This is a genomic window from Paraburkholderia sp. SIMBA_027 (genome assembly GCF_046535315.1).
Taxonomy (GTDB): Bacteria; Pseudomonadota; Gammaproteobacteria; order Burkholderiales; family Burkholderiaceae; genus Paraburkholderia; species Paraburkholderia tropica.
On sequence record NZ_JAWRWY010000004.1, the window covers coordinates 144,018 to 159,988 of the forward strand.

Sequence of the window (15,971 nt, forward strand, 5' to 3'; positions counted from 1 at the left end):
GGCGGCAATCGTGATCGGTTCGATAGCGCCTACGCCTTTGCCTTATCCGCGTGATTTCCGAGCGCATACCGTCCCTGCCCTCCTTGCTGCCACGGCCGTCCGCTCAGTCCGGCCTGCCGTCGGGAGGCAAGGGCCGCGCGCCGGCGGCATCGCCGCATGCAGCCGAAAGCTGCCACTCCTGCGCGGCGTCCAGACAAGCGCGAACTTCGTCATCGCCGGTCTGGGAAAAGTCCGCGTAAAACTGCCCGATGCCCATGAAATGGTACGGCTGCATCACGCAGACAAAATCGTCCGCCTCCTCGGTGAAGCGCGCTTCGGCACCGACCGGACAGACCGGGACCGCGATGATGAGCGCTCGCGGCCGACTCGCGCGCAGCGCCTTGAGGGCCACATGCATGGTCGCGCCCGTTGCGATTCCGTCATCCACGACAATAACCGTCTTCCCGAGCACCGCCACAGGCGGCCTTTGTCCCCGGTAAGCCGACTCACGGCGCTGCAGCTCGATGCGCTCGCGCGCAAGGGTCTCGGCGAACCGCGCTTCGCTCACGCCAAGCGCGCGCATCACTGCGTCGTTGACGTAGAGCGCGTCGCCGCTCGCCACGGCGCCCATCGCCAGCTCAGGGTTATAGGGCGCCCCGAGCTTGCGCACGATCAGCACGTCCAAGGGACATCGCAAGGCCCTCGCTACTTCGTAACCAACCGGCACGCCACCTCGTGGCAGCGCCAGCACCACGACATCATCGCGGCCTGCGTAGCGCTGGAGCGCCGTTGCAAGCTGTCTGCCGGCATCGGCACGATCGCGGAATACCTCGCTCATGATCTGGCGTCCTCTTCAGGGCCGGCTTTCGTGGCTCCATCGGGCACGCAACAGCCGTTCGCCATCGCGATACTCGATCGAGAGTCTGCCGTGGTGCGCCCGCAGCATCGCTGCGGCGAGCTTGCGGAGCACATGCGGGCCCGTCGTCGAAACGCGCACGCCATCGGACTGGACCTGTATGTCCATGATGCGTTCGAGCGCATGCAGGCCTGCTTCGTTGCGCGCCTCGCGGGAGAGCAGCGCGACGACCTGATCGAGGTGCGCGTTCAGATAGTCGCAAGACTTGAGCCACAACTCTCCCGCCGGCGCGTGATCCTGAATCCTTCGACAGGCGGGACACAGGAGTTGTCGGGTCACTTCCGCGCTGGCGCTCCAAATCCACCGGCCATTTTCGTAGATAGCGCCACATTCGCGGCAGCCCGTGCCGCTCATCACGCGGGCGGGGGCGCGATAGCTGTCGTTCGTGTGCGGTTGCAGTCGCTTGTCGCGACGCATTCCAGTCGCCGCGCTTTCGTTGCGAATCGGGTTCATATCGGTTCACTCACGTCGGGAAAATTGGATGGCAAACGAACGGCGCGTTCAATTCGGCTCGCACGCACCGAGCCAGCGCTCGAACCATTCGTTTGCGAGGCAGGTGACTTCCTCAAGCGCGCCCGGCTCCTCGAACAGATGCGTCGCGCCGGGCACGATCTCGATTCGGTGCTCGCCGGTCATTTGCTTGGCGGCCTTGCGGTTCAGGCGCAGGACGTCCTCGTCGAGGCCGCCCACGATCAGCAGCGTGGGCGCCTTAACCGAGGCCAGTGCCGTTCCCGCGAGATCCGGGCGGCCGCCTCGACAGACGATGGCCTTTACCCAGCCGGTCTGCGCGGCCGCAACGAGCGCGGCGGCCGCGCCCGTGCTGGCGCCGAAAAGACCAAGTGGCAAGGATGCGAAGTCGGGCGATTCCCGCAACCAGACGAGGGTCGCGGCGAGCCGCCGCGCGAGCAGCGAGATATTGAAGCGATAGGTGCCATCGCCGTCGTGCAATTGCTCCTCGGCGCTGAGCAGATCGAACAGCAACGTGGCGAAGCCCGCGCCATGCAAGTCAGCCGCCACCTGCCGGTTGCGCGGGCTGAATCGACTGCTGCCGCTGCCGTGCGCGAATACCACGACGCCGCGGGCGTGGGTGGGTATTTCCAGTAACCCGCCCAGCGCCACATGATCGACAGGAATCTGCACATCCTGCATTTCCATCTGCATCTCCAGGCACGGCAGACGTATGCGGTTTGCACCGCGCTCGTGTTCATCATCATCGCCGCGTTAGCCGGCCGATTGACTTCGATCAATTGCTCGTGGCAAGGAGAAAGGGCTGCCTCCGGCAAAGCCGTGCTCATCCGGATAGCAGCGAAGCCTTCTGAGCACCGCTGCCTGCAAAACGTCGTGCAGCGCAAGCCGGCAGTCCCGCTCAATGTCTGCAACGCTGAATCCCTCTCACGGATTTCCTCCGATCCACCTGTCGCCGTCTTTCGCCGGCTCCTTCAAGTTGAAGTTGATCAATCGCGCGCCCTGACTCCGGCCCTACGGGAGAACTGACCTGCATCAACGCGCCTGCGACACGGCCGTCCATGCTGTGATCGAGTGAGGAGGCGGTCATGCCGCCGCACGACATTGCGCTGCAACCCTGCACCGCCCGGTTACCCGACGAGCCGAGACCATGCTTATCCCCAGTACCGATATCGCCGGGTTGCTCCGCGAGATCGCCGACCTGAAAGCAGTCCCACCCATCGGCGGCGAATTAGCGCTGGAAGCGCTCGCGCCGCATCGGAACACACGCGGCAGGCCGGACCATCGGGCTCGATCATGTGGTATGCCCTGATCGAACAGCAGCGCCGATGGCTGCGTGCGTGGCGCGCGGCGTCGGAATATGCCGAGCATGTGTGCGATGGGTGGCCGGCGCCCGCGCTCGCTCACGCGGTCTCCTCCTGCTATGCCGGCCTCTACGATTCCCTGCCCGGCTTCACCGACACGCCACCGCCCTTCGTCATCGACACCGTCACGCTCGAAGGTCGCCGCACCGCGGTTGAATGCGGCATCGTCGCGCGCACGCCGTTCTGCGACCTGCGCTACTTCGCATGCCGCGGCGCAGACGCCGGGCCCCGGCGCGCGCTGCTGCTATGCGCGCCGCTGGCCGGCCATGCAGCCGTCATGATGCGCGAGACGGTCGAGACGCTGCTCGCCGATGGCGATGTCTACATCACGGACTGGAAAAACGCTCGGGACGTGCCGCTCGCAGCGGGACGCTTCGGCCTCGACGAATACGTGGCGATGCTGGACGACTTTATCGGCCAGTTCGCGAACGACACGCGGCCGTTGCACGTCCTTGCAGTCTGCCAGTCGACGTTTCCCGCACTCGGGGCGCTGTCGCTGCGCGCGCAGCGTGCCTTGTCCCCACCCGCCAGCATCACGCTGATCGGCGGCCCGCTCGATGCGCGCCTCAACCCGGGCACGCTCGGTCTCGCCGCCACATCGCATTCGTTGGACTGGTGCGAGCGTCATCTGATCGATGTGGTGCCTGCGCAGTTTGCGGGACGCGGCCGACGGGTTTTTCCGGCCTATCTGCAACAAGCCGAGATCGCAATCCTCTATCCGCATCGGTACGTTTTGCTGATCGAGCTTTACGCCGATGCGAGTTCGCGGGGCGACGTCCGCGCACTCGCCGATGCACGGCGCGCATTGAGCGAATACACCGCGCTGATCGACATGGCCGCCGAGTACATCCTCGACACCGTGGACATCGTGTTCCAGCGTGCGATGCTCGCGAACGGCACGTGGCGCGTCGCATCCGGAGCAAACGGTGCCGACGGCACGCTCGTCGAGCCGTCGGCGTTGCGGGACGTGGTGCTGCTGACCGTCGAAGGCACGCGCGATGCCGTCACCGGAGCCGGGCAAACGCACGCGGCGCATGCGATGTGCCCTGCCATTGCGCCGGATGCACATCGTCGCTTCGACGTGGAAGGCTGCGATCACTACGGGCTGTTTACAGGCGAGCGCTGGCTTGCCGATGTGCACCCCGTGTTACAGGCGACCTTCGCGAATGCCGAGGCCGCCTGGCGCTTGTCCCAGCGCGCCCGGAAGACGACGCGCCCGGCGCTGCGCTAGTCCGGCGTGGAGACGGTACGGCTTGCCGGCCTCGACCCTGCGGCCTTGCTCGTCGCGAGTCTGACAACGCATCGCGGTCGCGAGCGAAGCGCGTGCCGTCACGACCTTGACGGTTTGATCAGCCACGCAACAGGGCGACCAGGGGTGACCGATGTCGACGATGGCGGCCACAGGGGCCGAAGCGCAGGCGAGCGCTAAACGCAGCACTTTCGGCCAACGACAGGCGCGAACCTGTACGGACCACGATGACGCGGGAAACGACGGCTCACAAACGAGCTGACTGCGTCGACGCCCCGTTTAGCGGGCCGCCGCCTCGTCCTCGCGCGCCGAGAGCGCGTCCTTGATAGCAAGGACGAAGCGGGCCACCTTCTCCACCGCTATATCCTCTTTCATGTCGCGCGCGGAAATCGCACAAGTCGCGAGCGGTGCGCGGTGCGCGAGCTGCTGCAACTGCGCGAACGTTTGTTCGCTGCCGCGTGAGCCCATGGTGCAAAAGAATGCGGTGGCGCACACTTCGTGCCAGTGTTCGGCCAGCCAGGTCGCCACGGGCGTGGAAGCGCGAGCGGCCCACACCGGCGTGCCGATCAGCACGACGTCGTAGTTCGCAAGCACGTGGGCCATCGGCTGAAGATGCGCCGTGCGCTGGCGAACCACATCGACAATCGAGCGCAGGAAGCCGAAAGGCCCGGCACGCCGCCGGAATTCGACCTCATGCAACCGTTCGTAATCGCCTTCAAGCTCGGCGGCGAGCCGCCCGCCCAACTCGGCGGTGGTCTCGCTGCGCGAGTAAAAGACGACGAGGATGCGCATTGGGGTATTCATGACCGAATCCATGGAATCTTGCCGATGCGCGGGCTAAGCCCTGTCACCGCGGCGCTTCGCTTCGAAATGCTGCTGGCGAGCGGCGATGAGGCGCAATTCATCGAGCAGGTTCGCGGCCGCATGCAGCAGGTCGTCCAGCGTAACGATGCCGACCAGCGAGCCGTCCGCGCCCACCACGGGCAGACGGCGTACGCCGTGCAGATGCATGCGCCGCGCGAGCATCCATAAGTCGTCGGTGCCGTGGGCGAGCACGGCGGGCGCCGACATCACGTCGCCGGCATAGAGCGTCGTCGGCGAGGCATCCGGACTCACCACCGCCAGCACGATGTCGCGATCAGTGAGCACGCCAACCGGCTGGCGCGCGCCCGTCTCCTCGCTCACCACCACCAGATCGCCCGCATGAAGGGCGCGCATGCGGGCCGCCGCTTCGACAATGGACGTTTGCGGACCGCAGGTGGCCACCTCGCGGGTACACAGTGAAAAAGCATTCATTTGACTTCTCTCCACTCGGCCAGCAAGGCGTCGCATTCGGCCGGCTGGCTGACCGGCTCGCAGGCGAACACGCTGCCGAGCGCTGCATGGGCGGCACTCGCGAAGGACGCGCCGCACCGCTCGACCACGATGAAACCCGCACATGCCACAGCCGACGCCGTCACGATGCCGAATGCCCACCGTTCCAGCTTACGAAAGATGCGATACATGACAGCTTTACCTCATTCGGTGTACAGAATATCCATGATGATGCACACAGCGAGCGCCACGCTTTTCGCGCGGACCACACGCCGCCGTTCTCGACTGCCTCGGCCGGATCTCGCCGCGCCTCCGAACCTCGTCGATCACACCTGTGACCCGGCGCACATGCGAGATCGTCCGCCGGCCCCGCTTTCACATCGAGCTTGAGGTCGACCCATTGCTCGCCTAGATGCTGATATAGCCGCGGAAAAGCCACGGCAAACGCACGCTGGACGACGAGGACGGCTCGCCGGGCTGCGCCATGCAACTGCCGGAAAAGCACGGCGCGCCATCAGCGGAGAAAACGGGCACGAACGCGAAGGCATCGTTGACCCGAATGAGGCAATCGTTGTTGTAACGCGAAGGCGGATAAATTTCGATCGACCGGAAGAATCCGTGATTTTCCACGCCCCTTGCCATTTCCCTCACCCGCGACATGTCGGGTTGATGGACTTCAGCGCACCACGCATAGCGCGCCGGTATCTCGTCGCTGCGTGTGCCGCGCCTGACTTCTTCGCCTGCGGTGAAGGCCAGCTCGACACCGGGGTACGGCAGGCAATGCGGCGCCTGAACGACCGGCCCTTCCGGGCCGAGTGCGGGCGGGGGATAGATCCACATCGCGACATCGAGTACGGGCGTCCTGCGTGAAAAGTACTCTGCCAGCCAGTTCATACGCGCCTCCGTGCCGTGTCAATTTCGCGTTAGCCGAAGCACACCCGCCGTCGTCCCTGCGGACCATACGGCAGACCGTATATCGACGATGCCTTCGCCGATGCGAAACCGCGCCAGTTCATCCTGTCGCCGGCTGCATGTCCGGCGAGAAAGTACACGCTCATCGCGCGATGGCAATTGCAATTCCATGCGGATGAAACCATCGTGTCCGCTACCGCGGCTGTCGGCTTGACTCAAATCAATCGGCCGCCCAATCCGAATCACATGGCTGCGACAGCCGCACCGGGCATGCGCCGCAGCGGTCATTTTGCGTGCAGCCTCGCACGCGCTTGTTCACTGGCCCCAGATGTTGCCGCGCGATCCGATCGACCGATGCGGCGAGTGGCACACACTGCGGTGTTCCCTTATTCAACCGCGCGCGAACGCACAATGATTCACGGCATCAGGCAGCCCGCGGCGAATTTGTGTTTGTGAACCGGCGGCTGCCGTCACGAGGAAGTCAGTACGCCTCGCCATTAGCCTCACGGTGTATTGCGTGAACGACATGAAGACCGACAAACGCCTGCAACGCTCAGACCTTGGCGGCGTGCGCGCCGAGTCGTCGTCGCTCGACATCGTGTTGCCCGACGGCGAAACGGAACTGATCGACCTGATTCCCGACCCTGCGACCGCCACGCCGCTGGATACGCTCGCCAGCGCGCGCATGGGCGAATTCGTGCAGGCACGGCTCGACGACATGTCTGCCGTGCAGGCGGATATCGTGCGCCGGCGCTTCGGGATTGGCGTCGAGCCCCAAACCTACGATGAAATCGCGTGCCGCACTGGTATCTCGCGTGAGCAGGTTCGCCGCACCGAACAGCGGGCACTGGAGGCGTTGCGGACATCGGAACGCGTGCGCGCCGCGCACGACTATCTCGATCCGGAGCCGTAAACGCAACGCCTGAACGGCACTCGCGCGCCACCTCATGCCGCGCGTTCGACGTTGCCCACTTCTTTGGACCTCGCACTTTCCGGCGCACTTTCGGGCGCGCCCTGCCGCGCGCTGCCGGCCGGCTCGGGCTCGTTGGCGATCAGCGCGAGCAGTTCGTCGTGATCCAGCATTTCCCGTTCGAGCAGACGCAACGCAATCCGGTCGAGCGCCTCGCGCCGTTCGGCGAGCGTCTGCACCACCCGTTCGTGCGCCTCGTTCAGAAGCCTGCGTACTTCGTCGTCGACGCGCTGCGCCGTATGCTCGCCGCAGCGCGGGCCGTCCGTGGCGCCGAGCGCATGTGCCGTACCGGGCTGGTCGGCGCAATTCGCGAGGCCGATGCGCTCGCTCATGCCGTAGCGCGCCACCATGTGCCACGCCATGGCGGTCGCGCGCTCCAGATCGTTTTGCGCGCCGGTGGACACGTCGCCGAACACCAGCTCCTCCGCAACCCGCCCGCCCAGCAGGGCGTCGAGCCGGTCGAGCAGTTCGCTGCGCCTGAGCACGTAGCGGTCCTCGGTCGGCACCTGCTGCGTATAGCCGAGCGCGGCCACCCCGCGCGGAATGATCGACACCTTCTTGACCGGATCGCAATGGGCGCGGCTTTGCGCCACGAGCGCGTGTCCCGCCTCGTGCCATGCGATCGTCTGCTTTTCCTGCGCGTTCATGACGCGGCTCTTGCGTTCGGAACCCGCGAGCGCGCGATCGATGGCCTCGTCGAAGTCCGCCATGGCGACCGTCGCGCGGTCGGCTTCGGCGGCGTGCAGCGCGGCCTCGTTCACGATGTTGGCGAGGTCGGCGCCCACGCAGCCGGGCGTGCGCGCCGCCAGCTCATCCAGATCGACATCCGGTGCCAGCGGCACCTTGCGCGTATGCACAGCCAGGATCTGTCGGCGTCCGGTCAGGTCCGGACGGTCAATGGCGATATGGCGATCGAAACGCCCCGGGCGCAGCAGCGCGGGGTCGAGTGTTTCGGGCCGGTTGGTCGCCGCCAGCAGGATGACACCGGCATTGGCCTCGAAGCCGTCCATTTCGACGAGCAACTGGTTGAGCGTCTGTTCGCGTTCGTCGTTGCCCGACATGAGGTTTGCCCCGCGCACCTTGCCGAGCGCATCGAGTTCGTCGATGAACACGATGCACGGCGCCTGCCGCTGCGCCTGTTCGAACAGGTCGCGTACCCGCGCCGCCCCGACGCCGACGAACATTTCCACGAACGACGAACCGCTGATGGAAAAGAACGGCACGCCCGCCTCGCCCGCGAGCGCCTTGGCGAGCAGCGTCTTGCCGGTGCCGGGCGCGCCGACGATCAGGATGCCTTTCGGTATCTTGCCGCCGAGCCGGCGATAGCGCTCCGGATGGCACAGGAACGACACGATCTGTTGCAGCTCTTTTTTCGCTTCGTCGATGCCCGCGATGTCGTTGAAGGTCGCGCCCGTGTCGCGCTGGACATAGACCTGCGCGCCGCTTCTGCCGATGCCCATGAAATCGCGCGCACCGCCGCCCCGCCGCGACATGACCTGCCACACGATCACGAAGAGCACGAGCGGCGCGAGCCAGCCGAGCAGCGCGCCGCCCCAGTTGCTGTCGACTGCGCCGCTATAGCGCACGCCGGCGGCGCCGAGGCGGCCCGACAGCGCGTCGTCGGCGACACGGACCGTCGCAAAAGGATAAGGCGCCGGCCCGTCTCCAAAGCTCGCGGCCTCCGACGCAGGCAGGGTCGCCCTGGCGTGTTCCGAGCGCAGTTCGCCCGTGATGCGCGTCGGGCTGATCACGAGATTGTCGACCTGATGCGCGCCGAGCAGGCGCACGAAGTCGCTGTACGCCATCTGGGGCACGGAAGGCGTGGACCAGAACAATTGCAGCGCCACCATCAACAGCAGCCCGACAAAGAAAGCGATGCTGCCGTAATCGAACTTCTTCTCCATACTGAGCTCTCCCCTCGTTGCGCAGGGGCAGGCGTTCGGCGATCACGCCCCTGCCGATCTCGCGTGGTGCAGCGACGTGGCGGGGCGCGCCTCGCCGTCCGGGTACGTGGCTGTCAACGACGCGAGATATGCCATCCAGTCCGCCGACTGCGCGCCGGTTCCGGCCGGCGTTGTCGCCAGGCCCGGCGCACCCGTCAACCACACCTTCCGGGCGCCGAGGACCGTGTCGCGAAGCATCGCGCCATAAGACGCCTGGGTTTCCGCGGCGGCCACCATCCCTTGCCCCCACAAGGCCACGCACGCCGCAAGATACTCGCGCGTCATCGTTTGCCACGCCTGCGCGACGGCCCCCGTATCGTGGGTGCGCGCCTGCATCCATACCTCGCACAGGTGCTGCGCGGCAGTGCGGTCGCGATCGAGGCACTTCGCCTGGAACGCCAGCGCGGACGCGAGTTGATCGAAACCGATCTGCACCATGCGCGCGCCCATGTCCGACAGGAAAACGGGTTGAAGCGGCGTGTCTGGAGCAATAGGGCTCATGTCATTCTCCTGATCAATCAAAGCGTGCCGGATTCACGACGCACCAAGCCCTGATCCGTTCGTCGAATCCCATCCTTGTTCAATCTAGCGAACGGGTCCTCCGCAAAATTGACCTGCATCAGCCGAGATCAGCATCCGAAATAGCCACGATGGCGATCCCGCGTGCGCTGCCTTGCTTGATCTGCATCAGAGGCCGCCCTCGCGGCGCGCGCCAGTCTTCTGATTGCCCCGATTGACTTCCCGCGCGATGCGCACCTTCGCCATGCCTTACGCAACGAACGACGATTTGCCCGCGAGCGTCCGCAATCATTTGCCGTCGCACGCACAGGATATTTTTCGTGCCGCCTTCAACCATGCGTGGGCCGCCCACGCATCGGACCCGCGCCAGGAAGAAGCGGCGCGCCGGATCGCCTGGGCCGCCGTCAAGCGCCTCTATGTCCGGACGGGTACATCGGATACCTGGTGGGTGCCGCGCTGAAGGGTCGGCCCTGTCCGGGGTGCATGAAAGCGGCGTGAGGCGATTGCCACCCCTGCGCCGCCGCTCTTTTCAGCGAGTATCGGGGGCAACCGGGCCGTGCATGAGCCGCCCCAATTGAAAAGACGGCTAAGGCGTGATTTCGACCCCGTGGGCGCGGCGCGACACCTCGGCTGCCGGCACGGCAAGGTCCGCATCGTGCGCCGCCTCGCGGGCCGCGACGGCACGCTTGATCGCCACGAAGCTGTCGGGGCTCACCGAAATCGAATCGATCCCGCATTCGACCAGGAACGCGGCAAACTCGGGATGATGCGCGGGCGCCTCGCCGCACAACCCGACCTTCGCCCCGCATCGATGGGCTTCTTCGATCACGGTGCGCACCATCCACTTGAGCGCGTCGTTCTGCTCGTCGAAAAGGCCCGCCAGTTGCGCCGAGTCGCGGTCCACGCCGAGCGTGAGCTGCGTGAGATCGTTGCTGCCGATCGAGAAGCCGTCGAAGCGCTTCGCGAACTCCCGGGCGAGCACCACGTTGGACGGAATCTCGCACATCACATAAATCTCCAGGCCATCGCGCCCGCGCTCCAGCCCGTTCCCCTTCATGACCTCCAGCACACGGTCGGCCTCCTCGGGCGTGCGGCAGAACGGGATCATCACGATGACGTTGGTGAAGCCCATGGTTTCGCGCAGGCGCCGGATCGCACGACATTCGAGTGCGAATCCTTCACGGTACAGCGGCGAGTAATAGCGCGAGGCGCCGCGAAAACCAAGCATCGGATTGGCTTCGCGCGGCTCGAACTGGGCGCCGCCCACGAGGTTCGCGTACTCGTTGGTCTTGAAGTCGCTCATGCGCACGATCACGGGACGCGGAAACTGCGCGGCCGCGATGCGCCCAAGCGCCCGCGAAAGGTGGTCCACGAAATAGGCCGTCTTGTCCGCGTAGCCCGCGCTGAGGTTGCGAATCGTGCGCTTTGCCTGTTCGTCCTTCAACTGGTCATAGTGAACCAGCGCCATGGGATGAACGCGAATCTGGTTGCCGATGGTTCGCGTACTCGTTGGTCTTGAAGTCGCTCATGCGCACGATCACGGGACGCGGAAACTGCGCGGCCGCGATGCGCCCAAGCGCCCGCGAAAGGTGGTCCACGAAATAGGCCGTCTTGTCCGCGTAGCCCGCGCTGAGGTTGCGAATCGTGCGCTTTGCCTGTTCGTCCTTCAACTGGTCATAGTGAACCAGCGCCATGGGATGAACGCGAATCTGGTTGCCGATCACGAACTCCATGCGCGCGAGTCCCACCCCATCGGCGGGCAGGCGCCACCAGCGAAACGCCGCCATCGGATTCGCGAAGTTGAGCATGATGCCGGTACGCGTGGGCGGCAAGCTCGAGAAGTCGATCTCGTCCGCGTGAAAGTCGGCGATGCCCTCATAGACCTCACCTTCCTCGCCCTGTGCGCAACTCACGGTGACCTTCTGGCGGTTGCGCAGCACGCGCGTGGCATTGCCGCTCCCGACGATCGCCGGCAAGCCCAGTTCGCGGCTCACGATCGCCGCGTGCGAGGTGCGTCCGCCATGGTCGGTGACAATCGCCGACGCGCGCCGCATGATCGGCACCCAGTCGGGGTCGGTGGTCTGCGCGACCAGCACCGCGCCGTCCACGAAGCGCGCCATGTCGCGAGGCTGCTCGATCACGCAGACTTCGCCCGCGCCTATCGCCTCGCCGACGCTGACGCCCGAAAGCAGCTTCGGCCCGCTCCTGTCGAGATGCCAGGTCCTGATGCTTGCGGCATCGCGGCGCGACTGCACGGTTTCCGGACGCGCCTGCACAATGAAGAGCTCGCCCGTCGCGCCGTCCCGCGCCCACTCCATGTCCATCGCACAGCCATAGTGCGTCTCGATCAGACAGGCCCAGCGCGCCAGCTTCAGGATTTCATCGTCGTTGAGCACCCAGGCGCGGCGCTCGGCCAGCGAGGTCCGCACGCTCTTGGTCGGCTGCATGCGGCTGCGTGTGCAGATCATCTTGATCGCCTTGGCACCGCACTTCTTGCCGACGATGGGCGCCAACGCAGGGTCTTTCAGCAGCGGCTTGAATACCTCGTATTCGTCCGGATCCACCGCGCCCTGCACCACGTTCTCACCGAGGCCCCAGGCCGCATCGATCAGGACGACGCGATCGAAGCCGGTCTCGGTATCGATCGAGAACATGACGCCCGCGCCGCCGAGGTCGGCGCGCACCATCTGCTGCACGCCCACCGACACCGCGACCTTGAGCGTGTTGAAACCCCTGGCCTGACGGTAGCTGATCGCCCGGTCGGTGTAGAGCGAGGCGTAGCAGCGCCGGCATGCGTCGAGCACGGCGGCGGCGCCAGACACGTTCAGGAAGGTCTCGAACTGCCCCGCGAAGCTCGCCTCGGGCAGATCCTCGGCGGTTGCGCTGGAGCGCACGGCAACGCTCAGCACGTCCTGGCCGCTCTGGCGGCTCAACTCCGCATAGGCAGCGGCGATAGCGTCCGCGATCGCCGCCGGCCATTCTCCTCGCAAGACCGCCGCGCGGATGCGTGTACCCGTTTCCGCGAGCGTGCGGCGCCCCGTCTCCAGATCGTCGAGCGCGGCGGCGATCACTTCATCGAGCCGGTTTGCCGCGACAAAGTCACGATACGCCTGCGCCGTGGTCGCGAAACCGGGCGGCACCTTAATGCCCTGTGGCGTGAGCCGCGCAATCAGTTCGCCGAGCGACGCGTTCTTGCCGCCGACGCACCCGAGATCGGCGCGCGTGACTTCCGCGAGCCAGACCACGGCGGAAGAGGCGCCGGCGCTCACAAGGCACCGCGCACGAGCAGCACCGGGCAGTCGGTCACGCGCACACATTCCTCGGCGATACTGCCGAGAACGGCGCGTCGCACGCCGCGACGGCCATGCGTGCCGAGCACGACGAGTTGCGCGCCCACGCGCGTGGCGCAGCGGTTCAGGCAGTCCGCCACGCTGTCGGTGACGCTTTGCAGTTCCAGCAGCTCCGTCTCGCATCTCACGCCCGCGCCCTTTGCTTCGGCGCGCGCCACTTCAAGCACCCTGCGCGCGCCTTCGCGGTAGGCGGCGATCAGGTCCGCCGGCACGTAGGTCAGCCCCATGCCGAAGGGCGCCAGAATGTCGATCACATGCGCGACGTAGAGTTGAGCGCCTGTCAGGCGAGCGACGCGCAGCGCCTCGGCGAGCGCGTGTCTCGACGTCTCGCTGCCGTCGAACGCCACCAGAATCCTGTCATACATGTCGGCTCCTGAACCGGGATGTCACGCCCGTGTGGTCTTGCGTGCTTTTCATCATCGGGTTGGGCCGCGCCGCGGCATTGACTTGCGTCAAGAGACAAACGGGGCCGAACGGGGCGCGTGGCCGTGCGCATCTGGACGGGCGTTTGATGAACCTGGCGAGAGTCCGCACCGTAGGCAGGCGAGCCGGCATCTTGCCGGCCCGCCATCGGGTCAACATCAGTTTTGTGGAAGCAATCAGCGATACGGACGGAGCCGCCGGCGACAGCCTGCTCTCGGGGGTGGCGTCGAGCTCCCGCGATTTCGCCGTGACGGACGCCTGTCGTCGTCCGGCGTGGAAGGACAAAGGCTCCACGGCGTTGCGCGCTGCTCAAATCGGCGACCGTGGTCGTGCCGCTGTGGCTTCGCCGGTCAGGCGCCGTCTGAACAGGCGCGGCAAGGCGTCAGGCCGCATCCCGGATGGCGGCGTGCAGCCGCTTCACTTCATCCGCGTCGCACAGCGCCGTGCCGCTCTTGAGCAGCGTGGCAGAGGCCGCAGCCTGAGCGAGACGCGCGGCATCCCGCAAGCTGTCGCCGCGACGCAGCGCCACCAGCAGGCCGGCCAGAAAACTGTCACCGGCGCCGGTTGCACTCAATACGGCCAAAGGCAGCGCTTGCACGCGAAGGGTTTCTTCGGACGAGACAAGCAGCGCGCCGCGTTCCCCCAAGGTCAACGCAACGATCTGCGCGCGCTGCTCCTCGACCAGACGACGGGCGGCCGACAGCCAATCGGTTTCGTCGGCAAGGGGCTTTCCTGCCAGTGCGGCCAGTTCGCCGAGGCTGGGCTTCACGAGGTAGACACCCGCTTCGAGTGCGAGCGCGAGCGCCGGCCCCGATGTATCGAGCACCACGCGCGTGCCACGCAGATGGGCATAGCGGGTCAGATCGGCATAGGCCCTGGCCGGCAATCCGGGCGGCAGACTCCCGCTCAGCACGAGATAGCGCGGCGCGGGCATTAACGCATCGAGCACCGCGAACAGGGCCGCCCACTCATCGGCGTTGATCTGCGGGCCGGGCAGAACGAAGCGAAACTCGCGGCCCGTGGCGCGCTCGCTCACGGAGAAGTTCTCGCGCGTTTCACCCGCAATGCGCAGCCGCCGGCTGCTGACGCGCTCCGCCGTCAGCATCTGTTCGAGCTGGCTCCCGGATGAGCCGCCCGCCAGATAGAGAGCGAGGCAGTTCGCCTCCCTTCCGTCGAGCCGCTGGATCACGCGGGCGACATTGATGCCGCCGCCGCCCGGGTAGCGGCACGCGGCGTCGCAGCGCAGCTTGTGCGTGTCGACGACCCGCTCCACTGCCGTCGAGAGATCGACGGCAGGATTCAGTGTCAGTGTCACGATCTCGATCACCTGCGCCCCCCTTCCCTTGTGCAGGCGTTTGCCTGCGGTGTCCAGAAAATGCTTGCGGCAGTTTCAGCAGCGCCTCATTGGAACGCGCCCCGCTGCGCGACGTACTGAAGACGTGCCACGCAAACGGGCCGCTTCTATCGAATGCAAGGCGCTTCGACATAACCGCCGTCGACACACCTGCGCAAGCGGCGGACGACAACGTCGAAACCCTGCCCGCAATGCGCGCTAAACGCGACATCGCGAATCCATGAACGCCGGCCTTCACGGCCGCATCGTTTGCGGTACGACCAAAGTGGATCAATCAAACACGGGGATTCAAGGAGCCGGAGCGTCAACCAGCAGCAGTGGCGTCCGCGTGAGACGCGCGACCTCTTTGGCGACACTGCCGACCACCAGATGAGTCAGCCCCCCGCTGCTGTGCATCCCCATCACCAGCAGATCAGCGGCCCATTCCACCGCCTCCCGCACCAGCACGCGCGCGATGTCGTCGCTCGTTTCCGCCGCGCCGATGGTGGCCGTCGTCACGTTGTCCGAAGCCCGCTGGAGACACTGTTTTGCCGCGACCAGCGCTTTCGTTGCGCGCCCGACGTCCGGGGCATCGTGCGCCACTGGCCAAACGGGAGCCGGTGCAGCAACGTTCACTGCGCGCAGATGCGAGGCTCGCGTCGCGAGGCGCAGTCCATAGGCCATGCAATGTCGTGCGTCCTCAGCGGAATCAACCGCAAAGAGGATGCGTGTCGGCCGATCGTGTTCGGCTTGTGCCCCGGAAAGGGGGACGATCAATAGCGGACACCGGTGCAAACGCGTCAATGCCCCGGAGACGCTTCCTTCAAGCCATCGCAACCATTGCCGATGCTGCCGCGCGCCGACGACAAGCAGATCGGCCTGCCACGAAGCCGCCGACGTCACGATTGCGCGGCCGGTATCGGTGTCGCGTCCGGGCAGTTCGACCGTCTGAGTCTCCGCTCGAATGCCGGCGCGCGCGAGATAGTCCGTCGCGTTCGCGAGCACGCGCTTCGCCTCGCGAACCCGTTCTTCCTGCAAGGAATCCAGAACCGGAATCGTGGCGTCTCCGGGCGGCAGAATCGACGCTTCGCCCAGCACCACGCTAACGAGGCGGACGATGCTCCCAATCGGCGCGATGTCGCGAACGAATCTCAGCGCCTCGCGGGAAGCTTCTGACGAATCGATGGCGATGCATATTCTCAGCGACATGCGTCAAGTCCTTGAGATGTCCGCC

The 15,971-nt window shown here is 66.0% G+C and carries 16 protein-coding genes and 2 pseudogenes; 4 read left to right on the plus strand and 14 right to left on the minus strand.

The features are described 5' to 3' along the window. Positions 1-103: 103 nt before the first annotated feature. From SB764_RS08675 to SB764_RS08685, 3 genes are read right to left on the minus strand one after another with little or no spacing between them, the layout of a single operon-like run. Positions 104-817, minus strand: a complete 714-nt coding sequence (locus tag SB764_RS08675) for a phosphoribosyltransferase (protein ID WP_074986186.1) — start codon at positions 815-817, stop codon at positions 104-106. A gap of 15 nt (positions 818-832) precedes the next feature. Beyond that, positions 833-1,348 (minus strand): BCAM0308 family protein, encoded by a 516-nt coding sequence (locus tag SB764_RS08680; protein ID WP_110328663.1) that lies wholly within the window; start codon positions 1,346-1,348, stop codon positions 833-835. Between the two features lie 48 nt (positions 1,349-1,396). After that, the gene (locus tag SB764_RS08685) at positions 1,397-2,050 is read right to left on the minus strand and encodes a dienelactone hydrolase family protein (protein WP_410863485.1); all 654 of its coding nucleotides are present in this window, start codon (positions 2,048-2,050) and stop codon (positions 1,397-1,399) included. On the opposite strand from SB764_RS08685, the gene SB764_RS08690 reads away from it, so the two are divergent. Continuing rightward, on the plus strand, positions 2,015-2,389 hold the full coding sequence (locus SB764_RS08690; RefSeq protein ID WP_124263173.1) for a hypothetical protein: 375 nt from the start codon (positions 2,015-2,017) through the stop codon (positions 2,387-2,389). The two genes, SB764_RS08685 and SB764_RS08690, sit on opposite strands and share 36 nt — an antisense overlap. Before the next feature lie 267 nt (positions 2,390-2,656). Continuing rightward, positions 2,657-3,955, plus strand: a complete 1,299-nt coding sequence (locus tag SB764_RS08695) for a polyhydroxyalkanoate depolymerase (RefSeq protein ID WP_410863245.1) — start codon at positions 2,657-2,659, stop codon at positions 3,953-3,955. A 297-nt stretch (positions 3,956-4,252) separates the two neighbouring features. Here SB764_RS08695 and SB764_RS08700 read toward each other — a convergent pair whose 3' ends face one another. The 4 genes from SB764_RS08700 to SB764_RS08715 form a co-directional block, all read right to left on the minus strand. Continuing rightward, positions 4,253-4,777: a flavodoxin family protein gene (locus tag SB764_RS08700; protein ID WP_410863247.1), complete on the minus strand. Its 525-nt coding sequence runs from the start codon at positions 4,775-4,777 to the stop codon at positions 4,253-4,255. Between the two features lie 33 nt (positions 4,778-4,810). After that, the gene (locus SB764_RS08705) at positions 4,811-5,269 is read right to left on the minus strand and encodes a CBS domain-containing protein (RefSeq protein WP_110328664.1); all 459 of its coding nucleotides are present in this window, start codon (positions 5,267-5,269) and stop codon (positions 4,811-4,813) included. Continuing rightward, positions 5,266-5,478: a hypothetical protein gene (locus SB764_RS08710; protein ID WP_065060536.1), complete on the minus strand. Its 213-nt coding sequence runs from the start codon at positions 5,476-5,478 to the stop codon at positions 5,266-5,268. The genes SB764_RS08705 and SB764_RS08710 overlap by 4 nt, the downstream gene beginning before the upstream one ends. A gap of 217 nt (positions 5,479-5,695) precedes the next feature. Next, a complete protein-coding gene (locus SB764_RS08715; protein ID WP_183039592.1) occupies positions 5,696-6,181 on the minus strand; it encodes a hypothetical protein in 486 nt (161 codons plus the stop codon). Positions 6,182-6,725: 544 nt separating this feature from the next. On the opposite strand from SB764_RS08715, the gene SB764_RS08720 reads away from it, so the two are divergent. Next, the gene (locus SB764_RS08720; RefSeq protein WP_231957579.1) at positions 6,726-7,112 is read left to right on the plus strand and encodes a sigma factor-like helix-turn-helix DNA-binding protein; all 387 of its coding nucleotides are present in this window, start codon (positions 6,726-6,728) and stop codon (positions 7,110-7,112) included. 32 nt (positions 7,113-7,144) lie between these two features. Here the strand turns inward: SB764_RS08720 and ftsH are convergent, their stop codons facing one another. Next, the gene (gene ftsH, locus SB764_RS08725; protein WP_321905480.1) at positions 7,145-9,073 is read right to left on the minus strand and encodes an ATP-dependent zinc metalloprotease FtsH; all 1,929 of its coding nucleotides are present in this window, start codon (positions 9,071-9,073) and stop codon (positions 7,145-7,147) included. 42 nt (positions 9,074-9,115) lie between these two features. Further along, positions 9,116-9,613 carry a hypothetical protein gene (locus SB764_RS08730; protein ID WP_074986173.1) on the minus strand — a complete coding sequence of 166 codons (498 nt, stop codon included), beginning with the start codon at positions 9,611-9,613 and terminating at the stop codon, positions 9,116-9,118. 247 nt (positions 9,614-9,860) lie between these two features. Here SB764_RS08730 and SB764_RS08735 point away from each other — a divergent pair, with 247 nt between their 5' ends. Beyond that, positions 9,861-10,091, plus strand: a complete 231-nt coding sequence (locus SB764_RS08735; protein ID WP_234774610.1) for a ChaB family protein — start codon at positions 9,861-9,863, stop codon at positions 10,089-10,091. A gap of 126 nt (positions 10,092-10,217) precedes the next feature. Here SB764_RS08735 and SB764_RS08740 read toward each other — a convergent pair. From SB764_RS08740 to SB764_RS08760, 5 genes and pseudogenes are all read right to left on the minus strand, one after another. Beyond that, a pseudogene (locus SB764_RS08740) lies at positions 10,218-11,114 on the minus strand (putative PEP-binding protein); the annotation flags it as partial. 25 nt (positions 11,115-11,139) lie between these two features. Beyond that, positions 11,140-12,948: pseudogene (gene ppsA / locus SB764_RS08745) on the minus strand (phosphoenolpyruvate synthase); the annotation flags it as partial. Continuing rightward, on the minus strand, positions 12,897-13,346 hold the full coding sequence (locus SB764_RS08750; protein WP_110328671.1) for a universal stress protein: 450 nt from the start codon (positions 13,344-13,346) through the stop codon (positions 12,897-12,899). The gene SB764_RS08750 and the pseudogene ppsA, both read right to left, overlap by 52 nt. A 440-nt stretch (positions 13,347-13,786) precedes the next feature. Next, positions 13,787-14,731: a 1-phosphofructokinase family hexose kinase gene (locus SB764_RS08755; protein WP_183716773.1), complete on the minus strand. Its 945-nt coding sequence runs from the start codon at positions 14,729-14,731 to the stop codon at positions 13,787-13,789. A gap of 315 nt (positions 14,732-15,046) precedes the next feature. Beyond that, entirely contained in the window at positions 15,047-15,946 is a 900-nt protein-coding gene (locus tag SB764_RS08760; RefSeq protein WP_176081560.1) for a universal stress protein, read from the minus strand. Between the last annotated feature and the right edge of the window lie 25 nt (positions 15,947-15,971).

Bases quoted from the DNA above. Each gene is read 5' to 3' on its own strand.
- SB764_RS08675 (WP_074986186.1), bottom strand. From the start codon at position 817: ATGAGCGAGGTATTCCGCGATCGTGCCGATGCCGGCAGACAGCTTGCA.
- SB764_RS08680 (WP_110328663.1), bottom strand. From the start codon at position 1,348: ATGAACCCGATTCGCAACGAAAGCGCGGCGACTGGAATGCGTCGCGAC.
- SB764_RS08690 (WP_124263173.1), top strand. From the start codon at position 2,015: ATGATCGACAGGAATCTGCACATCCTGCATTTCCATCTGCATCTCCAG.
- SB764_RS08685 (WP_410863485.1), bottom strand. From the start codon at position 2,050: ATGGAAATGCAGGATGTGCAGATTCCTGTCGATCATGTGGCGCTGGGC.
- SB764_RS08695 (WP_410863245.1), top strand. From the start codon at position 2,657: ATGTGGTATGCCCTGATCGAACAGCAGCGCCGATGGCTGCGTGCGTGG.
- SB764_RS08700 (WP_410863247.1), bottom strand. From the start codon at position 4,777: ATGAATACCCCAATGCGCATCCTCGTCGTCTTTTACTCGCGCAGCGAG.
- SB764_RS08705 (WP_110328664.1), bottom strand. From the start codon at position 5,269: ATGAATGCTTTTTCACTGTGTACCCGCGAGGTGGCCACCTGCGGTCCG.
- SB764_RS08710 (WP_065060536.1), bottom strand. From the start codon at position 5,478: ATGTATCGCATCTTTCGTAAGCTGGAACGGTGGGCATTCGGCATCGTG.
- SB764_RS08715 (WP_183039592.1), bottom strand. From the start codon at position 6,181: ATGAACTGGCTGGCAGAGTACTTTTCACGCAGGACGCCCGTACTCGAT.
- SB764_RS08720 (WP_231957579.1), top strand. From the start codon at position 6,726: ATGAAGACCGACAAACGCCTGCAACGCTCAGACCTTGGCGGCGTGCGC.
- ftsH (WP_321905480.1), bottom strand. From the start codon at position 9,073: ATGGAGAAGAAGTTCGATTACGGCAGCATCGCTTTCTTTGTCGGGCTG.
- SB764_RS08730 (WP_074986173.1), bottom strand. From the start codon at position 9,613: ATGAGCCCTATTGCTCCAGACACGCCGCTTCAACCCGTTTTCCTGTCG.
- SB764_RS08735 (WP_234774610.1), top strand. From the start codon at position 9,861: ATGCGCACCTTCGCCATGCCTTACGCAACGAACGACGATTTGCCCGCG.
- SB764_RS08750 (WP_110328671.1), bottom strand. From the start codon at position 13,346: ATGTATGACAGGATTCTGGTGGCGTTCGACGGCAGCGAGACGTCGAGA.
- SB764_RS08760 (WP_176081560.1), bottom strand. From the start codon at position 15,946: ATGTCGCTGAGAATATGCATCGCCATCGATTCGTCAGAAGCTTCCCGC.